19 protein-coding genes and 1 pseudogene are annotated in these 21,971 nt (G+C 60.2%); 5 read left to right on the plus strand and 15 right to left on the minus strand.

Going from position 1 to position 21,971, the window contains the following annotated elements:
* Nucleotides 1-87: 87 nt before the first annotated feature.
* The 10 genes and pseudogenes from glyS to RBH10_RS19730 all read right to left on the minus strand — a co-directional run bounded on the left by glyS (nucleotide 88) and on the right by RBH10_RS19730 (nucleotide 10,123).
* Nucleotides 88-2,240: pseudogene (gene glyS, locus RBH10_RS19685) on the minus strand (glycine--tRNA ligase subunit beta).
* 125 nt (nucleotides 2,241-2,365) lie between these two features.
* Entirely contained in the window at nucleotides 2,366-4,303 is a 1,938-nt protein-coding gene (locus tag RBH10_RS19690) for a DUF2207 domain-containing protein (protein WP_281039644.1), read from the minus strand.
* 22 nt (nucleotides 4,304-4,325) lie between these two features.
* Nucleotides 4,326-5,603: a 3-phosphoshikimate 1-carboxyvinyltransferase gene (locus RBH10_RS19695; RefSeq protein WP_281039643.1), complete on the minus strand. Its 1,278-nt coding sequence runs from the start codon at nucleotides 5,601-5,603 to the stop codon at nucleotides 4,326-4,328.
* Between the two features lie 85 nt (nucleotides 5,604-5,688).
* On the minus strand, nucleotides 5,689-6,240 hold the full coding sequence (locus tag RBH10_RS19700; protein ID WP_045021808.1) for a LemA family protein: 552 nt from the start codon (nucleotides 6,238-6,240) through the stop codon (nucleotides 5,689-5,691).
* Between the two features lie 117 nt (nucleotides 6,241-6,357).
* Complete coding sequence (locus tag RBH10_RS19705; RefSeq protein WP_306180775.1) at nucleotides 6,358-6,768, minus strand: hypothetical protein; 411 nt, start codon at nucleotides 6,766-6,768, stop codon at nucleotides 6,358-6,360.
* Nucleotides 6,769-6,851: 83 nt separating this feature from the next.
* Nucleotides 6,852-7,814, minus strand: a complete 963-nt coding sequence (locus RBH10_RS19710) for a glycine--tRNA ligase subunit alpha (protein WP_045021809.1) — start codon at nucleotides 7,812-7,814, stop codon at nucleotides 6,852-6,854.
* Nucleotides 7,815-7,914: 100 nt separating this feature from the next.
* Nucleotides 7,915-8,109, minus strand: a complete 195-nt coding sequence (locus RBH10_RS19715; protein WP_020010487.1) for an NfeD family protein — start codon at nucleotides 8,107-8,109, stop codon at nucleotides 7,915-7,917.
* Between the two features lie 20 nt (nucleotides 8,110-8,129).
* Entirely contained in the window at nucleotides 8,130-8,996 is an 867-nt protein-coding gene (locus RBH10_RS19720; RefSeq protein WP_281039641.1) for a S49 family peptidase, read from the minus strand.
* An 89-nt stretch (nucleotides 8,997-9,085) separates the two neighbouring features.
* Nucleotides 9,086-9,886 carry a tRNA1(Val) (adenine(37)-N6)-methyltransferase gene (locus RBH10_RS19725; protein ID WP_281039640.1) on the minus strand — a complete coding sequence of 267 codons (801 nt, stop codon included), beginning with the start codon at nucleotides 9,884-9,886 and terminating at the stop codon, nucleotides 9,086-9,088.
* 6 nt (nucleotides 9,887-9,892) lie between these two features.
* A complete protein-coding gene (locus tag RBH10_RS19730) occupies nucleotides 9,893-10,123 on the minus strand; it encodes a DUF2007 domain-containing protein (protein WP_281039639.1) in 231 nt (76 codons plus the stop codon).
* A gap of 111 nt (nucleotides 10,124-10,234) precedes the next feature.
* On the opposite strand from RBH10_RS19730, the gene RBH10_RS19735 reads away from it, so the two are divergent.
* The 4 genes from RBH10_RS19735 to moaB all read left to right on the plus strand — a co-directional run bounded on the left by RBH10_RS19735 (nucleotide 10,235) and on the right by moaB (nucleotide 14,749).
* On the plus strand, nucleotides 10,235-11,251 hold the full coding sequence (locus RBH10_RS19735) for a polyprenyl synthetase family protein (RefSeq protein WP_281039638.1): 1,017 nt from the start codon (nucleotides 10,235-10,237) through the stop codon (nucleotides 11,249-11,251).
* Between the two features lie 190 nt (nucleotides 11,252-11,441).
* Nucleotides 11,442-13,286, plus strand: coding sequence for a tetratricopeptide repeat protein (locus RBH10_RS19740; protein WP_306180956.1), 1,845 nt, complete (start codon nucleotides 11,442-11,444; stop codon nucleotides 13,284-13,286).
* A gap of 6 nt (nucleotides 13,287-13,292) precedes the next feature.
* On the plus strand, nucleotides 13,293-14,177 hold the full coding sequence (locus RBH10_RS19745; RefSeq protein WP_281039637.1) for a 4-(cytidine 5'-diphospho)-2-C-methyl-D-erythritol kinase: 885 nt from the start codon (nucleotides 13,293-13,295) through the stop codon (nucleotides 14,175-14,177).
* A gap of 26 nt (nucleotides 14,178-14,203) precedes the next feature.
* Nucleotides 14,204-14,749 (plus strand): molybdenum cofactor biosynthesis protein B, encoded by a 546-nt coding sequence (gene moaB, locus RBH10_RS19750; RefSeq protein ID WP_281039636.1) that lies wholly within the window; start codon nucleotides 14,204-14,206, stop codon nucleotides 14,747-14,749.
* A 226-nt stretch (nucleotides 14,750-14,975) separates the two neighbouring features.
* On the opposite strand, the gene RBH10_RS19755 is transcribed toward moaB, so the two are convergent.
* The 5 genes from RBH10_RS19755 to RBH10_RS19775 form a co-directional block, all read right to left on the minus strand.
* Nucleotides 14,976-15,851: a dienelactone hydrolase family protein gene (locus tag RBH10_RS19755; protein WP_281039635.1), complete on the minus strand. Its 876-nt coding sequence runs from the start codon at nucleotides 15,849-15,851 to the stop codon at nucleotides 14,976-14,978.
* Nucleotides 15,852-15,969: 118 nt separating this feature from the next.
* Entirely contained in the window at nucleotides 15,970-16,998 is a 1,029-nt protein-coding gene (gene adhP / locus RBH10_RS19760) for an alcohol dehydrogenase AdhP (RefSeq protein WP_045021995.1), read from the minus strand.
* 150 nt (nucleotides 16,999-17,148) lie between these two features.
* On the minus strand, nucleotides 17,149-17,550 hold the full coding sequence (locus RBH10_RS19765) for an MAPEG family protein (protein ID WP_306180957.1): 402 nt from the start codon (nucleotides 17,548-17,550) through the stop codon (nucleotides 17,149-17,151).
* A 115-nt stretch (nucleotides 17,551-17,665) separates the two neighbouring features.
* A complete protein-coding gene (gene guaB, locus RBH10_RS19770; protein ID WP_035241640.1) occupies nucleotides 17,666-19,171 on the minus strand; it encodes an IMP dehydrogenase in 1,506 nt (501 codons plus the stop codon).
* Between the two features lie 179 nt (nucleotides 19,172-19,350).
* Complete coding sequence (locus RBH10_RS19775; RefSeq protein WP_306180778.1) at nucleotides 19,351-20,352, minus strand: MBL fold metallo-hydrolase; 1,002 nt, start codon at nucleotides 20,350-20,352, stop codon at nucleotides 19,351-19,353.
* Between the two features lie 191 nt (nucleotides 20,353-20,543).
* Between RBH10_RS19775 and RBH10_RS19780 the strand changes: the two genes are divergently transcribed.
* A complete protein-coding gene (locus RBH10_RS19780; protein WP_281039633.1) occupies nucleotides 20,544-21,941 on the plus strand; it encodes an MDR family MFS transporter in 1,398 nt (465 codons plus the stop codon).
* Nucleotides 21,942-21,971 lie beyond the last annotated feature (30 nt).

The raw sequence follows: 21,971 nt of genomic DNA on the forward strand, positions 1-21,971 counted from the left end.
CCTCTTGCCGATCTCCCCCCTTGTGGGGGAGATGCCCGGCAGGGCAGAGGGGGGTGAGCCAAGCACACCACCGTCCCAGTTACTTTCTCACCCCGTGATCTTCGAAAAATCCGCAACCGTTCCCGTAACTTCACGGATGGCCTTCAGCAACGCCAGACGATTGGCGCGGATGGCAGCGTCCTCATCGTTGACGAGCACATCCTCGAAGAACTTGTCGACCGGTGCGCGAAGCGTCGAAAGCGCCTGCATGGCCGAGCGGAAATCTTCCGCTTCGACCGCCTTTGCCGCATCGGCAGAAGCTGTCTTGATCGCCGCATAAAGCGCCTTTTCGGCATCGAGCTTCAGCAGCTCTTCCGAAACACCATCAGCGACCACAGTGCCCTTCTTTTCCTCGGCGGCCAGAAGCTGGGTGGCGCGTTTGGTGCCAGCCAGAAGGTTCTTACCATCCTCGCCGGTGATGAAGGCGGTGAGCGCCTCGACACGGCGGGCGATCATCAGCAGATCATCGGATTCCGGTGTGAGAACGGCGTCGATCAGGTCGTAACGGGCACCGAGATCGCGCAGATAGACTTTAAGGCGGTCGTGGAAGAAGGAGAGGAGGTCCGGGTCTTTCACAACGCTCAAAAGCGGCAGACGCACATTCCGCTCCAGCAGGATGCGCACCACACCCAGCGCCGCACGGCGCAGGGCGAAGGGGTCCTTCGAACCCGTCGGCTTCTCATCGATAGCCCAGAAACCAACGAGTGTATCGAGCTTGTCGGCCAGAGCGACCGTGATGGCCACCTTGTCCGCCGGCAGGCGGTCTGATGGGCCCTGCGGCTTGTAGTGATCCTCGATCGCCGCGGCGACGCTTTCATTTTCGCCCTGCAAGGTCGCGTATTTCCGGCCCATCAGGCCCTGAAGCTCGGGGAATTCGCCGACGGCTTCGGTGCGTAAGTCGGCTTTCGCCAGAACAACGGCACGGTCCACCAGATCAGCATCGGCACCGACGACTGGGGCCAGCGCCTTCGCCAGTTCGCGAATACGCGTTACACGCTCGCCCTGCGATCCGAGCTTGGCATGGAAGGTGACGTTGAGCGCATCGAGCTTCGCCATACGCTGGTCGAGCGGCTTTTTAAGATCAAGGCCGAATTTCGCAGCCGAATCCTTCAGCGTTTCCAGATCAGGCAGGTCGCCCTGATCACGGTTCCAGAAATGGCGGGCATCCGACAGGCGGGCGCGCACGACCTTGCCATTGCCATGGATGATTTCCTTGCCGCCGTCGCTTGCCTCGATGTTCGAGATCAGGATGAAGCGGTTGGAAAGTCCCTCTTCCGCACCCTGATTGCGGGTGACGAAACACTTCTGGTTGGTCTTTATGGTAAGCCGGATGATTTCCGCCGGGATCTGCAGATAGTCTTCCTCGAAGGTGCCCATCAGCACCTGCGGCCATTCGACAAGGCCCGAGACTTCTTCGAGAAGACCTTCGTCTTCCACCAGTTCGAGACCGTTTGCGAAAGCCAGATCCTTGGCGTCGTGCAGGATGACGTCCTTGCGGCGGTCGGCATCGAGCATGACCTTCGCCTTTTCAAGGCTCGATACATAATCCTCGAAACGGCGCACGGTGATCGGGCCCGGCGCATGGAAACGGTGGCCATAGGTGACGTTGCCAGCGACAATGCCGTCGATCACGAAGGGAATGACCTGTGTTTCGTCGTGTTCGGGGCCGAACAGGCAGACGATGGATTGCAGCGGGCGCACCCAGCGCAGGCTTTCCGAACCCTTGCCTTCGATGCCGGCATAGCTCGAGCCCTTCGGCATGGAAGCCGGGCCGGAGCGCATGGATTTCGGCCAGGGGAAGGAACGGATGATGCCGGGCATCACTTCCGCGATGATCTCTTCCGCCGGACGGCCGGGTTTGTTGATGATGGCGATGTAAAAATCGCCCTTCTTCGGATCGGAAACGACCTGGGCTTCCGAGATATCATTGAGGCCAGCGCCGCGCAGAAAGCCCTCGATGGCCTTTTCATTGGCATCGGTGCGCGGACCTTTTTTTCTTCACGCACATCGGCGGAGCGGGCGTTGAGGCCACGAATATCCAGCGTCAGGCGGCGCGGCGTCCAGTATTCACGCGCACCCTCATAGGTCAGCCCTCTCTCCACAAGCGCGTCGGTGACGAGTTTCTTCAGATCGCCCGCCGCCTTGCGCTGCATGCGGGCGGGGATTTCCTCGGAGCGGAGTTCAAGCAGAAGATCGGGCATGGGATCAGGACTTTATCTTTGTATCTTTTGTCGGACGATGTATGCCGTGAAAAACGACAGGTCGGCTTAGCAAGCAACGCAGCAAAAGTCACCAAGGCATTCGGTTAAATTACCGCCGGCGGGCGTTACCAGCCGCCGCCACCACCGCCGCCGCCACCCGAGCCGGAAGAACCGCCGCCGCCACCGCCCGAAAAGCTGGAGTTGGAGGAGCTGACAGGCTGGGGAATGGTGGAAGCAATGGTGCTCGCCATGGAGGTCGAGAACCCGCCGATCCTGTCGCCGAAGCTGCCGTAGTTGCTGCCCAAATACCAACCCGGCGCATAACTTGCCGCGGCGGCACCGGCAGCGGCTGTCGCAAGCCAGGTCTCGAAGGTGCGGCTCCACGGTTTTTCGACGCCGAGCGCCACCGCATAGGGCAGCAATGTCTCGAAATGCTGCGGCGACATGGCGGGCGCCCCTGCCGTGTTCATCCGGTCTTTTTCCGCCAGCGTCAGATAGGTTCTGAGACCTTCGATGCCGTCCATCAGCTTGCGGCCGAGCGGCGTCGGCGCCCCCATCAGAAACAGGAAAAGCGCGTTGGTGAGCACGATGCCGCCGATAGCGGCCAGCGCCAGCGACTTGGTATCATGTGTCACATCCAGCAGGATTTGCGTGGCAATGCCGCCGATGGCCGAAAACGCCACGAAACCGGCAAAGGCCAGCATGACAATGCCGCCGATGCGCTTGCGCAGCGGTGCGCCATGCGAGAACTGCCGGCCGATGCCGATCGACAGGATGCTGAAGAAGAAGGCGAAAAAGCCGAAGACCAGAATGGCGGCAATGGCGCTTTCATCGAGATCACCAAAGACCAGTGTCGCAACGATGATAGCGATGCTGAGGAAGATGCCGAAAACGATGTAACCGGCATTGCTGCGGTAATATTTGCCGCGATGTTCTTTTTCTATCGCCGCGCGGAACTGCGAACCGACCTTTTCGACTTCGGCTCCATTGGCCTTGTCGATGGTCAGCGTCTTGCCCGGACCGCCGATGGCGGAGAGCAACGTCTTCTGGCCGGTCGGTAGATCGGTGGCGGTTTCCTTTTGCGTGCGGCGAATGACGATGGCGTTCTTCAGATCCTCCAGAACGACATAACCCTTGACCGCGAGATCAAGTGCCGAGGCGGACAGCGCCGTCCAGCCCGCGCCGGAAAAACCCCTGTTATCGACGTAATTGACCAGAGCCGGAGAAAGCCCGTCCGGCGCATCCCAGCGCGGCACGACCACGCCCTTGGCCGGATCGCGGCCCACGGCAAACCACGCTCGCAGGTAATACAGCAAAATGGCGAAAAGCCCGCCGCCCGAAAGCAGGATGGCCAGATTGTCGCGCAGCCACCAGCCCGCCTCCTGCGACGAGTCAGGCGCGGCGATGGCGCCCTTCGGCAACTTCACGGCAACCGTCATGCCTTCACCCACCGAAAACGGGCGGGTGGAAGCGAAGAACACCTCGTTGCCTTCGTTCAGAACCCGCGCATCCTTGCCCTTCGCACCCAGCGGCCCGGTGAAGATGGCGGTATCCGTTGCCTTCACGCCCTCCGGCAGAGTGATGGTCGCGGAAATCTCGCCCATCGGGAACTGCCAGCCATTGCCGGTGACGTTCCAGGTGAGTTCGTCATAATCGCTGAAGTAACGGATCTGCCGGGCGGTGGTGTAGGTGATCTGGAAGATATGCTCGCCGGTCGTCAGAAACCGGTCGGCGCTGCCGGTATAGATGCGGATGCCACCATCGATGCTTTCGGTACGCCAGTCTTCCGCCGTGCCGTCCCGCTCTACCGATACGACGTTGAAATCCACCTTGGTGCGGCGGTTACTGGCATCCAGCGCATAAAGCGGGAAATCACGGAAGATGCCGCGCTTGATGTTCTGGCCCTCGGCGCGGGCGGTGATGGTTTCCGTCACCGTCAGTTCGCCGTTCTTCGCGATCTCGACGACGGAGTGGTAAGAACGGATGAACTCTTCCGCAAAGGCCGGGAAGGCCGCGCCCAAGAAGACGAGCAGCGCGAGAAGTCTTGCGGCGATGGTCTTCACGGGCGGTTCCCTCCAGCCGGTTTCAGTGCTGCGGCTCGGCAGCACTTTCCTTCTCGATATAATCGACGCCGAGCGAGGCGAGCGCCTTCCAGTAGCCCGGATAGGTCTTGCCCACGCAGGCCGGGTTCTGGATGGCAACGCCGCCGATCTTCAGCGCTGCCAATGCAAAGCTCATGGCAATGCGGTGGTCGGCAAAGGTATCGATGGAGGCATCGACCGTCTGCCCGGCGAGCGCCGGATCGGCATGCACGATCAGGTCGTCGCCTTCCTCATGTGCGAGGCCATCGCGGATTTCGTTGAGGCCCAGCGAGACGGCGCGGATGCGGTCACATTCCTTGACGCGCAGGTTGGCAATGCCGACGAAACGCACCGGCGTCTCGTTGAAAGCGGCCAGAACCGCGATGGTCGGAATGGCATCCTGCATCTGGGAACCGTCGATTTCGGCGGGCAAATGCGGAAACTTGGCCATGACATCATAGGCCTTGGCATCCGGCTGGGTGAATTTATCGGCGGGCGTGCCGATATCGATCGCACCGCCGGTCAGAAGTTCGGCGCCCCAGAGATAGGTGGCGGCGGAGGCATCCGGTTCGATGTGGAAATCGGTCGCGGTGTAGCCGGTCGGATGCACGCGCCAGATGGCGTTGCTGACCCGCTCCACCTTGGCACCGAAAGCTTCCATGGCTGATGTGGTGAGATCGATATAGCCCTTCGCGCCGATTTCCTCGCCCTTGAGGATGATATCGACAGGCTTGTCACCGCAGGCAGCAGCCATCAGAAGTGCCGACACATACTGGCTGGAAAGGTTGGCATCGATGGTGACGCTGCCCTTCGGGAAACCCGTGCCCTTGCCGCAAACGGTAACGGGCGGGCAGCCGGTCGGTGCATCCGCCTCGACGCCGAGCGAACGCAGGGCTTCCACCAGAGGCATGATCGGGCGTTTGCGCATATGCTCGTCGCCATCGATGATGACCGCGCCATCCACAAGTGCTGCGGCAGCCGTCAGGAACCGCGTGGCGGTGCCGGCATTGCCGAGGAAAAGCGGCTTTTCCGGCTGCTGCAGCACGCCGGTGCCTTCCACCACGAAGGTGGTGGCATCCGGTTCGGTTACCTTGACGCCCATCTCGCGCAGGGCTTCGGCCATATAAAGCGTGTCATCGCTTTTCAGCGCACCGGTCAGGCGGCTCTTGCCCTTGGCGAGGCCAGCCAGCAGAAGCGCGCGGTTGGTGATGGATTTGGAGCCGGGCGGCTCAACCTTGCCGGAAAGCGGGTGGCCGGGCGGTGTAATGGTCAGTTCGATCATGGTTGTCGTCTTGTCAAAGAATGCGGCGGTGAGCCGGACTATCGGAATTTGAGCGGGAGGGTTCTGAACTCCGGCAACAGCCGTATCAGAATTTCACGGTCGGCACGGCACGATCGGCCGGATTGTCGATCTCGAAATAGGGCGCCTTGGCAAAACCGAACTGGCCTGCAACCAGATTGGACGGGAAGCTTTCCACCCTGACGTTCAGATCGCGCGCGGCGCCATTGTAATAACGACGCGACATCTGAAGTTCGCCTTCGATGGTTTCCAGCGAGCGCTGCAATTCCAGAAAGTTCGTGTTGGCTTTCAGATCGGGATAGGCTTCGGCGAGCGCAAAGAGCTTGCCGAGCGCCTGCGACAGCATACCTTCCGCCTGGGCGCGGCCTTCGACATCGCCAGCCGGCACTGCCTGCGCCCGGTTGCGCATGGCGATCACCTCTTCGAAGGTGCTCTTTTCATGCGCGGCGTAACCCTTCACGGTCTCGATGAGGTTGGGGATGAGATCGGCGCGGCGTTTCAGCTGCACGTCGATGCCCGACCACGCCTCTTCCTTCATCTGCCGCGCCTTGACTAGGCCGTTATAGATGAAGACGACATAAAGCGCGATTGCCGCGATGATTGCCAGCGTGATGAACATGAATTGCGATTCCCAGCTTCGTTGCGCGCACGATAGCCGCTCATTACCGCAAAGTCATGAGGCTTCGGTCATTCTCTGCGTTTTTGCCAGAGACACGCCGCGGGAAGCAAGCATCCGTTATTTATAAAAGACTGTGCAATACAATCTCAGGCCGGATGTCTTGCGTACAAAAAGAGTATGGGAGGCAAGCCTGTAGCCGCGCTCGGCCCAATAGTTCTTGTTTTCTTGCAGGTGGTTCCAGCCGTCTATAACCCAGTCGCGCATCTCAGTGTTGCGCGTGTAGTGCATGCGAACGAGCGCGCTACCCACATCAAGGGTTCGCTGGCCACTATCCTTGCAATCCATGCGGGTGACGATCATTCCAAAAGAGCGCAGCTTGTCGGCACGGGGAAAGGCTTCCTTGCCGCTCATCCACTCTGTGGTTTCCGCAGCCGCGCTATTGCCGAGAATGCATCCGAGTGTAAGCACAAATAAAAAACAGAAATTTCTAATATTATTCACGGTTAAACCCATCGCTATATTCAGCATACCAATCCACACAAAATAAAAGGCCGTCAAGAACGGCCTTTCAAATTCATCAACACTTTGGGCAAGAGCTTACCGCTAAAAAATCAGGCGGCCCTGTTCCAGTTCAGCCCGCCCGCATCCGTGAGCAGGAAGGCTTCGCCGCAGGCTTTCGCCAGCGTGCGCACGCGCAGGATATAGCTCTGGCGCTCCGTTACCGAAATTACGCCACGCGCATCCAGAAGGTTGAAGACGTGGCTTGCCTTGATGCACTGGTCATAGGCCGGGAACACGCATTTATGCAGGCGCTGATTGTCGTTATCACCCGGCGCACCGGCGGCGAGAAGCGCCAGGCATTCCTTTTCCGCATCGATGAAATGGCGATGCAGCATGGAGGTGTCGGCAAATTCGAAGTTGTGGCGGGAATATTCCTGCTCGGCCTGCAGGAAGACGTCGCCATAGGAAATCTTCTCTTCGCCCTCGCGGCCGTTGAAGTTCAGGTCGTAGACATTGTCGACGCCCTGAACATACATGGCGAGACGCTCCAGACCATAGGTCAGTTCGCCGGCAACCGGCGAGCATTCGATGCCGCAGACCTGCTGGAAGTAGGTGAACTGCGACACTTCCATGCCGTCACACCAGCATTCCCAGCCGAGCCCCCAGGCGCCGAGCGTCGGGCTTTCCCAGTCGTCTTCGACGAAGCGCACGTCATGCAGCAGCGGATCGAGGCCGATGGCCTTCAGCGAACCGAGATAAAGTTCTTGAAGGTTGGAAGGGTTGGGCTTCAGAATGACCTGATATTGGTAATAATGCTGCAGACGGTTGGGGTTTTCCCCGTAACGACCGTCGGACGGGCGGCGCGACGGCTGCACATAGGCGGCCTTCCACGGCTTCGGCCCAAGTGCGCGCAGCGTCGTGGCCGGATGAAACGTACCCGCACCCACTTCCATATCGTATGGCTGCAACACCGCGCAGCCCTTGTCGGCCCAGTAGTTGTGCAGCGTCAGGATAAGCGCCTGAAAGGAACGCTTGGGGTTCATATGGTCTGGAATATCGGTCATTGCAGTCATCGCGGCGTTAGGAGGACAAGTAAGCCTAGACTTACTTCGGATGCGGACTGGTGCCACGGCATGGCGAAGGGGTCAAGGATTTATGCGCTTCGACGCCGGCTTACGCCTCGTCGTCACGCTTCACACGGTACTCACCGGTTTCGGGGTCCTTGATCAGCGTGCCGATCGCGCCGGTTTCGCGTTCCTTCTCGCGCTGTTTCGATTTCGCCGAAAGCTTTTCCGCATCCCGAACGAAGCGGCGGTAGAGGATGACGGATCCCACCACCAAAAGAATAATTGTAATAAGCTGCGCCATAAGGCCCTATTCCTGCGACATCACAGACCAAAACGTGACCACAATGCCTTTTCTTCGGCGACCTCCGCAAGCCCCGAGACAGCGCCTGCCGCGAGGCTTTCGGCATTGAGGCCAAGCGCCGTATTCACACCAGGCACTTTTTTGCCGAACAGCGAGCGCCCGCCGGTGACGAGCTGAAGCTTGACCTTTGTTCCGTAACGGCGGCGCAGAACGTCCCGCATGTCGCCCAGCCCGTCGATCAGGCCGAGATCCAGGCCGCGCATGCCGGTCCAGAACAGGCCGGAGAAGATGGTCTCATCGCCCTTTAGTTTCGCGCCACGGCGCATCTTGACCATATCGATGAAAACATTGTGGATTTCGACCTGAAGCGACTTCAGGTAATCGATATCGCCTTCCTTTTCCGGCTGGAACGGATCGAGGATCACCTTGTTCTCGCCGGCCGTATAGACGCGGCGCTCGACGCCGAGCTTCTTCAGCATTTCAGGAAAACCGAAGCCGCCCGAGACAACACCGATCGAACCAACGATGGATGTGGGGTCGGCGATGATCTCATCACCGGCAAGCGCGATCATGTAGCCGCCGGAGGCAGCCACGTCTTCCACGAAAATCAGAACCTTCTTGTCCTTTTCCTCGGCAAGCTGGCGGATGCGATTATAGATCATCCGCGCCTGTACCGGCGAACCGCCGGGCGAGTTGACGGAAATGGCAACGGCCGGCGCATCCTTGATGGCGAAGGCCTTTTCCAGCAGCGGCGCATAGGAGGCGAGATTGAGAGCGGGGCGGAACTGGTTGCCGCCAGCCATGATGGCGCCGTGCATGCGCACAACCGGGATAACGAGTTCTTTTTTGCGAAAGCGTTTCGGCACCAGATACTTCAGAAAACCCACAACTCAATCCTCACAGCATTTGCATGTTCGTCACGGATGTATGTATCGCCCCGCAAAACACAATGGTTTGCGAGCGGGGAACGGGATATTTATAGGCCGGACCCGATTGCCTTTACATTACGGCGATAGGCGGTGCGGCCATTGCTCAGGTCATCCACGAGGGGCGTGAAAGCATGGCTGCCGGTCTCGTGCATCACCAGCGGCGCCCGGAATGACAGGCGCGCCCGCGAGCACTTGATCGCTGTCACGAGCATGCGCACCGCATCCTCACCGGGGCGCGGATGGATGAGCGTAATCTCTATGCCGCCGAAACGGCTGCCGCAGGCGGCCAGGATTTCCGCCACCGATTGCGGCCTTGAAATCAGGGAGAGCTGCCCGCCCGGAACCGTGATCGCGCCTGCGGTCCTGATCCAGTCTTCGAACAGGCCATCCGTCATGGCGTGGGCCTCGGCCTTCAGCGCATCGGGCGTGCGGCGGTCTCCCGCATCGTTATAGGGCGGGTTCATGATGACGTGGTGAAAATATCCGTCCGGCAGACCAGCCGCGACGCGGGCCTTGGCACGCAGGGTCACATCGGCCTCACGCACGCTGACACGCGCGGAAAAAACAGCATTTTCCGGCAATGCCAGACTGCGGCGGGCAAATTCCGCCATTTCCGGCGAGCGTTCGAACAGGGTCACTTCGGCCTTTTCAAGCCGCGTGGCGACCGCAAAGCCCGCCGCACCTGCGCCCGCACCAAGATCGGCGATGCGGCAGGGGCGGTCGTCTGCCACCAGCGAGGCCAGAAGCATGGCGTCCATGCCGGCGCGGTGTCCCCTGCCCTTGGGCTGGAGGATGTGAAACCGGCCCCGGTGAAACGCATCCAGAGTTTCCGAAATATCGCCGCTCACGTTCGCTTACGCCTCTTCGTTGCGCAATTCGTCGCCCAGTCCGGCATCCGTGAGAATGCGGCGGGCCTCACCGGCGCGGTCTTCCTCCACCAGGAACCGACGGGGCAAAAGACCGAGCGAACCTTCCAGGATGCTCATCGCCTGATCGGCAACAAGGCAGTGGATGCCTGCGTCCTTCATCAGGCTTTCGGCGAAGGATAAGAGCACGGCATCGTTGGTTCGGATCAGTTCACGCATGGATAAGCCCCAAATTCCCATTTTTTTGAACGGCTAGCGGCAATTCGCCCCTTGCCGCGACAGGCGCCAGTTTTTATTGTCGAATACAAATTCGAACAGGAGTCCTGTCCCTTGGGCGTCGTCATACCGCTTGAAGAAAGCAAAAACAAACTCGCATCCGTCAAGCCGCTTGTCGACCTGACCCGTGCCGACATGGAACGGGTGAACCAGCTTATCCTTTCCAGAGCCGGTTCCGATGTCCAGATGATACCCGAAGTGGCCAATCATCTGATCTCGTCCGGTGGCAAGCGCCTGCGGCCGATGCTGACGCTCGCCTCGGCTTCCCTGTTCGGTTACGAGGGCGATCACCACATCAAGCTCGCCACCAGCGTGGAATTCATGCACACGGCGACGCTGCTGCATGACGACGTGGTGGACGAAAGCGATCTGCGCCGTGGCAAATCCACCGCCCGCACCATCTGGGGCAATCAGGCGAGCGTTCTCGTCGGTGACTTCCTGCTCGGCCAGGCCTTCCGCATGATGGTGGACGTCGGCTCGCTGGATGCGCTCGACGTGCTGTCCACTGCCGCTTCCGTGATCGCCGAGGGTGAGGTGCTGCAGCTTTCGGTCGCCAAGAACATGGAAACGACCGAAGACGATTATCTTCAGGTGATCCGCGCCAAGACGGCCGCGCTTTTTGCGGCTGCGGCGGAGGTTGGCCCGATCGTCGCCAAAACCGACAAGGCAAGCCGCAGCGCGCTGAAATCCTATGGCATGAATCTCGGCCTTGCGTTCCAGCTCGTCGACGACGTGCTGGATTACGGCGGCAAATCCGCCGATCTCGGCAAGAATACCGGTGATGACTTCCGCGAGGGCAAGATCACGCTGCCGGTCATCCTTTCCTATCGTCGTGGCACGCAGGACGAACGCGCCTTCTGGCGCAACGCCATCGAAAACGGCGAAAGCAGCGACGAGAACCTCGAAAAGGCGCTCGGCCTCATCACCAAATACAACGGTCTCGGCGATACGATCGGCCGCGCCACGCATTACGGCACCATTGCCCGTGACGCGCTCGCACCGCTGCCGCAAAGCCCGTGGAAAAATGCGCTGCTGGAAGTCATCGACTTCTGCATCGAGCGTCTCAACTGACGCCCAAGCCCTAAGCAAACGGCGGATGGCAAGCCTATCCGCCCGACGTTTCGGGCCAGCCGCCCCGCAAGGAGAGATTGTGGCACGGGCCATAATTTCTTGCGGGGTTGCTTCAAAAAAGCCATTCTATCGTGACCAAACAATGGAAACTGATTTTTCCGTGCTTCTGCACAAAGGCAAGGGTTCCCTCATGCGGCGTAAACCAGCACTTCGTCTTCTCTGCAGCGCGGCTCTTGCCGCCGCTCTCGCACTTGGGGCGGGTGCAAGCCCCGGCTTTGCGGAGACGAAAACGGAAACCAAGGCCGTTACTTTCGATCCCGCCAAGGTAAACACCTTCTCCGGTGCTTTCCTTGCCGCGCGCAACGCCGATGTCGATCAGGACTACCCCACCGCGATTTCGCTCTACAAGAAGGCGCTGGAATTCGATCCGGCCAATTCGGAAATCCGCCAGCGCCTGATGATCGCCGAGCTTTTGAGCGGCAATTTCGAGGCCGGTGCCAAGATCGCCGATTCGATGAAGGACGATACCTCCGTTGAGCGCGTGACGACCATCGTTCGCGGTCTCGATGCCATCAAGGACAAGGAATTCGTCAAGGCCGAGAAAATCCTGAAATATACCGGTCCGAACGATCTCGACCGCATGGTCAACACGCTTTTGACCGCATGGGCGCGCGCCGGTTCCGGCAAGCCGAAGGAAGCGCTGGCGCTCGTCAACAATATGAAGGGTCCGGGCTGGATTTCGATCTTCCAGAAATACAATGCGGCGGCAATCGCCCTTGTCTCCGGCAATACCGATGCCGCCCGCAAGAGCCTGAATGAAGCCGTGACGGACCGCGAAGGCGGGGCAACCGCTTCAGACACCTATATGCGCGCCGTGATGGCACTTGCCCGGCTGGAGGCTTCCGCCGGCAACAAGCAGAAGGCGCTGGACGCGATTGCGGTCGGCGATACTTTTGCGCCGAACTACGCACCGCTAAAGGCGCTTCGCCAGTCCATCGAAAAGGGTGAAAAGCCGCCGCAGCAGATCACCAACGCCGTCGAAGGTGCTGCTTCCGTGATGTTTTCCATCGCAGGCGCGCTGAACCGCGAAGGTGCGGAAGAGATCGTCACGCTTTACCTTCAGACGTCGCGGGCTCTCGATCCGCAAAGCGCCGATACGCTGATCCTTCTCGGCGGACTTGCCGAAGCGATGAAAAAGCCCGACCGCGCCATCGCCTTCTACCGCGACGTGCCGAAGGATTCTCCGATGCACCGCATCTCCGAGCTGCAGCTCGGACTGACGCTGGCGCAGACGGGCAAAGTGGATGAAGCGCGCAAGCACCTGCAATCGCTGCTGCAATCCGACCCGAAGGACATCCGGTCCTATCTCGCCTATGGCAGCGTGCTTTCCGACGCCAAGGACTACAAGGCCATGGCCGAAAACTACGACAAGGCTGTCGAAGTGATCGGCGCCGTGCCGCAGAAATCGGACTGGACCGTGTTCTTCCAGCGCGCCATTGCCCATGAGCGCCTGAAAGAATGGGACAAGGCCGAGCCGGACTTCAAGCGTGCGCTCGAACTCAACCCGGAGCAGCCGCAGGTGCTCAACTATCTCGGCTATTCCTGGGTGGACAAGGGTATCAACCTCGACGAAGCGATGAAGATGATCAGCCGCGCGGTCGAGCTTCGGCCGAACGACGGTTACATCGTCGATCTGCTGGGCTGGGCGCACTACCGGCTGGGCGCATTTGACCAGGCCGTGACCGAGCTGGAACGGGCAATCGAGCTCAAGGCCGGTGATCAGACCATCAACGACCATCTGGGCGATGCCTACTGGCGTGTCGGCCGCAAGATCGAGGCCGTATATCAGTGGAACCGTGCGCTGATTGGCGACAATGACGATCTGGACAAGGCCAAGGTGAAGGAAAAGATCGCCAACGGCCTGCCGCCGGTGGAGAAGGACGCCGAAAACACTGCCAAGAAGGACGCCGCGCCACAACCGCCGGCTCCGCCAGCACCGGCCCCTTCCGCCCCTGCCCCGGACAAGAAATCCTGACGCGGCATGCGCGCCGATGACATTCCCGGGGCTGTCGAAACAACAGAGGCGGCCCCGGCCAAGATCAATCTGGCACTACATGTGACCGGCCAGCGGGCGGATGGTTATCATCTGCTCGAAACGCTGGTGACCTTCACCGAAGCCGGCGACGCAATCCATGTTCGCGACGCCGATGCCGACACCTTCTCGATCTCCGGTTCCTTCGGCGACCTGCTGCGCGCGGGCGACGGCGGCAACAATCTTGTCACCCGTGCCAGAGACCTGTTGCGCGACGCGCTTGCCTCCACGGGTCAACCGACGCGTCCGGTCGCAATTCATCTCGAAAAGAACCTGCCGGTCGCATCCGGCATCGGCGGCGGCTCGGCGGATGCGGCAGCGACGCTGCGGGCGCTGTTGCGGCACTGGAATGCCATGATCGATCCGCAAAGGCTTGCCTCTGTCGCGCTCGCACTGGGCGCGGATGTGCCGATGTGCCTTGAAAGCCGGTCCCTTATCGCGCGCGGTATCGGCGAGGATATTGAGCCAGTCTCCGCTCTGCCGGAACTCTTTCTGATGCTCGCCAATCCGCTGAAAGCCGTTTCGACGCCGGAGATTTTCCGGCGATTGCAGAACAAGGCCAATCCGTCTCTGCCGGTGCGAGAAGCGGGCGGCTGGATGGATTTTCTTGCGCAAAGCCGCAACGATCTCGAAGCACCTGCAAAGGCGCTGCTGCCGGAAGTCAGTGAAATCGCCGGAATGTTGTCGCAGGAAGGCGCTTTCCTTGTGCGCATGTCCGGTTCGGGCGCCACCTGTTTCGGGATTTTTCATTCCTTCGATGCCGCGCAAAAAGCGGAAACATCGCTTCGTAACAAACGCCCCGACTGGTACTTTCAGGCGACGCGGACCATCTGAAGATCAAACAATTCGAGGATAAGGCCATGGCAGGCGAAAGACCCTTCATTCCCCTCGGCATCGCGGTTTTGACCGTTTCGGACAGCCGCACGCTGGAGAACGACAAGTCCGGCGACACACTTGTCGCGAGGATTAGGGAAGCGGGACATCAGGTCGCCGCCCGCGCCATCGTGCCTGATGACAAGGCCGCCATTTTCAACACCGTGCGCGACTGGACGCTTGCCGAAGGTGTGGATGTGGTCATCACCACTGGTGGTACTGGCTTTACCGGCCGTGACGTGACGCCCGAGGCGCTGGAACCGCTGTTCGAAAAGCGCATGGACGGGTTTTCCGCCATCTTCCATCGCATTTCCTATGAAAAGATCGGCACCGCCACCATCCAGTCACGCGCGACCGGCGGCGTGGCAAACGCCACCTTCATCTTCGTGCTGCCCGGCTCTCCCGGCGCCTGCAAGGATGCCTGGGACGGCATCCTCAAGGCCCAGCTCGACTATCGCCACTTGCCCTGCAATTTTGTGGAGATCATGCCCCGGCTCGATGAGCATTTGAAGCGTGGGGCTGGCGGCATTTAGATCAGTGGATCGAAGGCGTGTGGGGCTTTACCCCCCTCTGCCCTGCCGGGCATCTCCCCCTCAAGGGGGGAGATCGGCAAGACGCGCTATCGCCGGTTCTATCTCAACCTTGAAGATGGCCGAGACCTAGCCTCGGGTCGATCTCCCCCCTTGAGGGGGAGATGCCCGGCAGGGCAGAGGGGGTAAGCCCCACACGCCTTCTGTCCGCTACGCGACCGCCCCCCCATCACGCCAGATATTTTTTGAAGAACTCCGTCGTGCGGCCCCAAGCGAGATCGGCGGCGGTCTTGTCGTATCGCGCCGAGGACGTATCGTTGTTGAAGGCGTGGTTGACGCCGTCATAAACGAAGATTTCGAAGATCTTGCCGTTTGCCTCCAGCGCCTTCTTATAGGCATCGATACCGGCATTGATGCGCTCATCGAGACCGGCGTAATGCAAAAGCAGTGGCGCCTTGATATCAGGCACATCGGCGGCTGGCGGTTGTTGGCCGTAATAGGCGACGCCGGCATTCAGGCCCGCCGATTTGGTGGCAAAACGGTTGACCAGCCCGCCGCCCCAGCAGAAACCGACCGCACCGACCTTGCCGTTCGCACCCTGCCTTGCGGCGAGCCACACCCGACCAGCCTCGGCATTGGCGACCGTTGCGTCCATATCGAGACCGCTGAACATTTCCCGTGCCTTATCCTCATCCGCCGGAGTGCCGCCCTGCGGGGAGAGAAAATCGACCGCAAGCGCCCTGAAACCGGCAAGCGCCACGCGTCTTGCCACATCGCGGATATGGTCATTCAGGCCACGGTTCTCATGGATGACGATGACCGAGCCGATGGGGCCGGCAACCGATTTCGGCGTGACGAGATAGCCCTTCATCTCGCCACCGGGAGCGGGATAGGTCACCTCCTCCGCAACGATCCCCGCATCGTCAGGTGCAACGACTGCCGCATGGGCGCTGTTGGCCGAAAGCAGCGGCGCGATTGCCGCTGCCGCCGCACCGGACCCGGCAAGCACGGTGAGCTTTTCCATGAATTTGCGACGGTCGAGGCTGAGATGGGTATATTCATCGTAAGCGTCGATCATGGCCTGCGTAATCTTCGGCTTGTCCATCGCTCTATCCTCCTTGGACGCACGGATGCGGAAGGATAGCGCAGATTGCAGGGTGAGGAACGAGGCGGGCGGAGGCGGCGCCACACATTTGCGTGAGCGCCGCCTCCGGTCATAGGTATCAGGCGGCGAGGTCCACGACGATGCGGCCGTCGATCTTGCCCTCTTCCATGCGGCGGAAGATATCGTTGATGTTTTCGAGCTTGTCCCACGAGAAGTGGGCGGCGACCTTGCCTTCACCGGCGAAGGTCAGTGCCTCCTCCAGATCCTGCCGTGTGCCGACGATGGAGCCGCGCACCGTGATGCGCTTCAACACCGTGTCGAAAACCGGAATGGAGATGAAGCCCGGCGGCAGGCCGACAAGCGCCATCGTCCCTTTGGAGCGCAGGAAACCGTAAGCCTGTTCCATGGCTTTGGGTGAAACCGCCGTTACCAGCGCGCCGTGGACACCGCCGGTTGCCTTCTGCACCTGCTCCACCGCGTCAGGCGCGCGACCGTTGACGGTGACATCCGCTCCGAGTTTTTTCGCAAGCTCCAGCTTGTCGTCGAAAATATCGGCGGCAACGACATGCATGCCCATGGCCTTTGCATATTGCACGGCCATGTGGCCAAGCCCGCCAATGCCTGAAATGACCACCCATTCACCGGGCCTGACTTCGGTTTCCTTCAGACCCTTATAGACGGTGACACCGGCGCAGAGCACGGGTGCGGCGGGACCGAATTCCAGATTATCCGGCAGGCGGCCGACGAATTTCGGATCGGCAAGGCCGTATTCAGCAAAGCTGCCGTTGACGGAATAACCCGAATTCTTCTGGCTCGGGCAAAGGGTCTCCCAGCCGGTGCGGCAAGGAATGCAGCATCCGCAGGCGGTATAAAGCCACGGCGTGCCGGCACGGTCACCTTCCTTGATGCCGGTGACGCCAGCGCCGATCTTCGCGACATAACCGACGCCTTCATGGCCGGGGATGAAGGGCGGGTTGGGTTTCACCGGCCAATCGCCCGTTGCGGCGTGCAGGTCGGTGTGGCAAATGCCCGTCGCCTTGTAATTGATGAGAATTTCACCGGGGCCGGGATCCGGTATCGCCACTTCCTCGATGGTCAGCGGTTTTCCAAACGCGCGGACAACCGCCGCCTTCATTGTCTTAGCCATGACATACTCCCTAATCTCTGCTCGCCTGAAATCCTTGACGGCGAGGCAGAGATTAACGGGGATGGGACGTCATGAAATTGACCCATCGCAAATCGGGTTATTTTGCAAGGTGGGATTGTCTCACTTATGAGGCAACCTCATGGTGCTGATTTATTCCAGCGCCAACCATATGGCGAGCCATGCCCACAGGCAGACGACCAGCGCAAAGCCGATGCCGAACAATGCCCCGCGCTGACGCAGGCGATTGCTGGTGACGTGAACATAGGAATGGGCGTAGCGCGAGAGCACAAAAAGCCATGCCAGCACGACGGTGACGATGTTGTCCGCATCCGTAATGTAAAGCAGCAGGCAGGCGATGTGGAACAGGACCGGCAGCTCGAACTGGTTGGCGATATTGCGGTTCACCAGATGGCTTTCGCGCGCCTCCTCGCCCAGATCGCGCAGCTTGATCGCCGATCTGCGGTCCTTGAAGGTGTATTTGTTGCGCCGGATGATCAGCAGGCCGTAAAGCCAGAAGACGAGAAAGACATGGGCAATCATCGGCCAGAACATTGCGGTCGTTGGTGACATGCTTTCTCCTCCCATCATGAAAACGCTCCCCGATCCGGCATGAATCGGGGAGCGCCAAATACTGAGACTATGTTGTTACGGATCTCGCCTCGAAAGATCAAACCGCGCCGGGATAGTTCGGGCTTTCGCGGGTGATCGTCACGTCATGGGCGTGGCTTTCACGCAGGCCGGCGCTGGAGATGCGCACGAAGGTGGCGCGCTCCTGGAATTCCTTGATCGTGCCACCGCCGACATAACCCATGGCGGCCTTCAGGCCACCGGCCAGCTGGTGCAGGACGCCGGAAACCGGACCCTTGTAGGGAACCTGGCCTTCGATGCCTTCCGGAACGAGCTTCAGCGTGTCGCGCACTTCCGCCTGGAAATAACGGTCGGCGGAACCGCGTGCCATGGCGCCAACGGAACCCATGCCGCGATAGGCCTTGAAGGAACGGCCCTGATAGAGGAACACTTCACCCGGGCTTTCATCCGTGCCGGCTAGCAGCGAGCCGATCATGACGGCGGAAGCGCCTGCAGCGATTGCCTTGGCCAGATCGCCCGAGAACTTGATGCCGCCATCGGCGATGACAGGAATATCGGCAGCATTGGCGACTTCGACCGAGGCCATGATCGCAGCAAGCTGTGGAACGCCGACGCCGGCGACGATGCGGGTGGTGCAGATGGAACCGGGGCCGATACCGACCTTGACGCCATCGGCGCCGGCATCGATCAGCGCCTTGGTGCCGTCAGCGGTGGCGACATTGCCGGCAATGATGCGAACCGAGTTCGACATCTTCTTGACCACCGAAACGGCATCGAGCACGCGCTGCGAATGGCCGTGTGCGGTATCGACGACCAGAAGGTCGACACCGGCATCGATGAGGCGCTCGGCGCGCTCGATGGCATCGGCACCAACGCTGATGGCGGCGGCGGCGCGAAGGCGGCCCTGCGCATCCTTGGTGGCGTTAGGGTTCAACTGCGACTTCTCGATATCCTTGACGGTGATGAGGCCGACGCAATTGCCTTTTCCATCCACTACCAGCAGTTTTTCAATGCGGTGCTTGTGCAGCAGGCGGCGCGCTTCCTGCTGATCGACGCTGCTTTCCTTGACCGTGACCAGATTTTCGCGGGTCATCAGTTCGTAGATCTTCTGCTGCGGATCAGAGGCAAAGCGCACGTCGCGGTTGGTAAGAATGCCGACGAGGCGGCCGTTCTTGTGGCCACCGGAACCGCCGTTTTCAACCACCGGAATACCGGAAATGCCGTGCGCCTTCATCAAGGCCTGTGCTTCTGCGAGCGTGGCATCCGGGCCGATCGTGACCGGGTTGACGACCATGCCGCTTTCGAACTTCTTCACCTGCCGGACTTCTTCGGCCTGTTCGATGGGGGTGAGGTTACGGTGGATGACGCCGATGCCGCCGGCCTGGGCCATGGCGATGGCAAGACGGCCTTCCGTGACCGTGTCCATGGCGGAAGAGAGGATCGGAAGGTTGAGATCGATATCGCGGGCAATGCGGGTGGCGATATTCGTCTGTCCCGGCATAACCTCGGAATGTCCGGGTTGCAGCAACACATCGTCAAATGTGAGAGCGTCCAAACCAGTGGGTGTTTGAATGATGCGTGCCATGACCAAATTCCTTCATAATGAAAATGCGTGGCCGTTCCGGAACGAAAAGTTCACCCCGGCGCCCTGCAAGGATTGCTTGGAAGTTGGCGAGGGCTGGTAACACGTTCATGACAGGAAGGGAATAGAAAAAACCCGGAATGACCTTCCGGGCTTCTTCTGTTGCTGCATTGCAGCAGAGATCAGATGTCGAACTGGTAGGACTTCGGCACGAAACGGTAACCCGTATCCAGCTTTTCCGCGTAACCGACGGCCGGGAAAGGCATATGATAACCGAGGAAAGGCAACCGTTCGGTGGCGATCATGTCGTAGACCTTCTTGCGGGTCGCAGCAGCAGCCGCCTTGTCCATGTCGAACTTCACCTCCCAGTCCGGCCTTTGCAGCGACAGCACGAAATGGTTGGCCGTATCCGCCGTCAGGATCAGCTGTTTACCCTCCGATCCGACTCGGAAGATCATGTGCCCCGGCGAATGGCCGAACGCCGCAATGCCGGTGATGCCGGACACCACATTGGCGCCATCGCCGATGAAGGTCGCCTTTTCCGCGAGCGGCTTGACGGTGGCGATGACGCCCTTGTGGCCGCCTTCGGCAGGCGTTCCCACTCGCTTCTCATCCGTCCAGAAATCATATTCCGTCTGGCCGAAAACATAACGCGCCTTGGAGAAAGCGGGCGCACCCTTTTCCATCAGCCCACCGATGTGGTCGCCATGCATGTGGGTCAGCACGACCACGGTCACATCCTCCGGCGAATAACCGGCCGCCGCCATGCCTTCGGTCAGGCGACCGTTTCCGGCACCTCGGCCAGCCTCGCCGAAACCGGTGTCGAACAGCACGAGGTCCGTGCCGGTATTGATGAGAACCGGCGAGAAGGAATTCACGAATTGCTCCTTCGGCAGAAAATTGTCTTCCAGCAGCTTGCCGACGGTTTCCGCCGACTGGTCCGTGCCGAAGGTCTCACCCGGATTGGGCGCGGCGCGCGCACCGTCCTTCACGACAAGCACTTCGAAATTACCAAGCTTGAAGCGGTTCGTTTCCGGCGGCATGGCGTGTTTGATCTCCATGGAGGTTTGCGGCTGGTTCGGCTGAGCCGTTGCGGTGCGTGCCATCAAAAGCGGAGCGCCGAGAACGCTTGCGCCCGCCGCACCGATAAGGCCGCGTCTGCTCATGCTCAAGGATTGAGTCATCATTTTCTCCCGATATCGCCAAAGTCACTGTGCCCAACGGACAATAGAGCGAGAAAGTTGCAAGGAAACCGGCCTCACGCAGGTTTGATCGGAACTTCAGAAATTGATAATTAACGTGTTGGCAAGCCGGCCCATCAGGCGTAGGAGGAACTGCGATACCATTGTCGCAGCGGAGAGCCGCAGGCAGCCTCATGAACCGCATCATTCCCCTGATCCTTGCAGTTGCTCTCTTCATGGAGCAGATGGACTCCACCGTCATCGCCACATCGCTTCCGGCGATTGCGGCCGATCTCCATGTCGGTCCGATCACGCTCAAGCTCGCGCTGACGGCCTATATGGTGTCGTTGGCGATCTTCATTCCCATCAGCGGCTGGATGGCCGATAAATACGGCGCGAAGAAAATCTTCCGTTTCGCCATCGGCGTTTTCGTCGTCGGGTCAATCTGCTGCGCGGTCTCGTCGTCGGTGTTCGAATTCGTCGTCTCGCGTTTCCTGCAGGGCATGGGCGGCGCGATGATGACGCCCGTTGGCCGCCTCGTCCTCCTGCGGACGACGAAACGCAGCGAACTCGTTTCCGCCATGGCGCTGTTGACGATACCGGCGCTTGTCGGGCCGCTGACCGGCCCGCCGATCGGCGGCTTCATCACCACCTATTTTTCATGGCACTGGATTTTCCTCATCAACGTGCCCATCGGCGTCATCGGCATCTGGCTGTCGACGATCTTCCTGCCGGAAATCGAAACCACCAATCCGCCGCCAATGGACGGCAAGGGGTTCGTATTATCAGGCCTTGCAGCGTCGGGCGTGGTTTTCGGCGTGTCGGTCGTCAGCCTTCCGGCACTGCCGCCCGCCATCGGCATTGCCTCGACGATCATCGGTTTTATCTGCGGCTTCCTTTATCTGCGCCACGCGGCAAACCACCCTGCCCCGATTCTGGATTTCCGAATTTTCCGCAACCCGACGTTCCGGGCGGCCACCGTCGGCGGCACCGCCTTCCGCATTTCCACGGGCGCCATTCCCTTCCTGATGCCCTTGATGTTGCAGATCGGTTTCGGGCTCAACCCGTTTCAATCAGGCATGATCACCTTTGCCGGCGCAATCGGCGCTATCACCACGAAATTCATGGCCAAGCGGGTCTTTGCCGCAACAGGGTTCAGATCAACGCTGATCGGGGCCGGCATCGTCGGCGCCTTCACGACGCTCGCCAACAGCTTCTTCACGCCTGATACCCCCTACCCGCTGATCATGATCTGTCTGGTCACGGCGGGGTTTGCCCGTTCCTTCTTCTTCACCGGATCGAACGCGCTCAGCTATTCCGATATCGAGGACAGCCAGGCAAGTCAGGCGACCTCGATGGCATCAGTGCTGCAACAGATCAGCCTTGCGCTGGGCGTCGCTTTCGCCGCCGCCATTCTGGAAGTCAGCAGCATGATATCCGGCTCGCATCTGCAGCTTGCCGATTTCCACATCGCCTTCACCATCGTGGCGCTCGTCTCGCTGTTCGCCATCGTTCCGATCATCCGCATGGACGGCAATGCGGGGGCGGCCGTCTCCGGCCACCGCGGCAAGGTCTCGCAACCGGCGGAATAACAAAAGCGCCGTGCATCCTTCCGGACACAC

It is taken from the genome of Rhizobium sp. AN73, assembly GCF_030757975.1.
GTDB lineage: Bacteria > Pseudomonadota > Alphaproteobacteria > Rhizobiales > Rhizobiaceae > Agrobacterium > Agrobacterium arsenijevicii.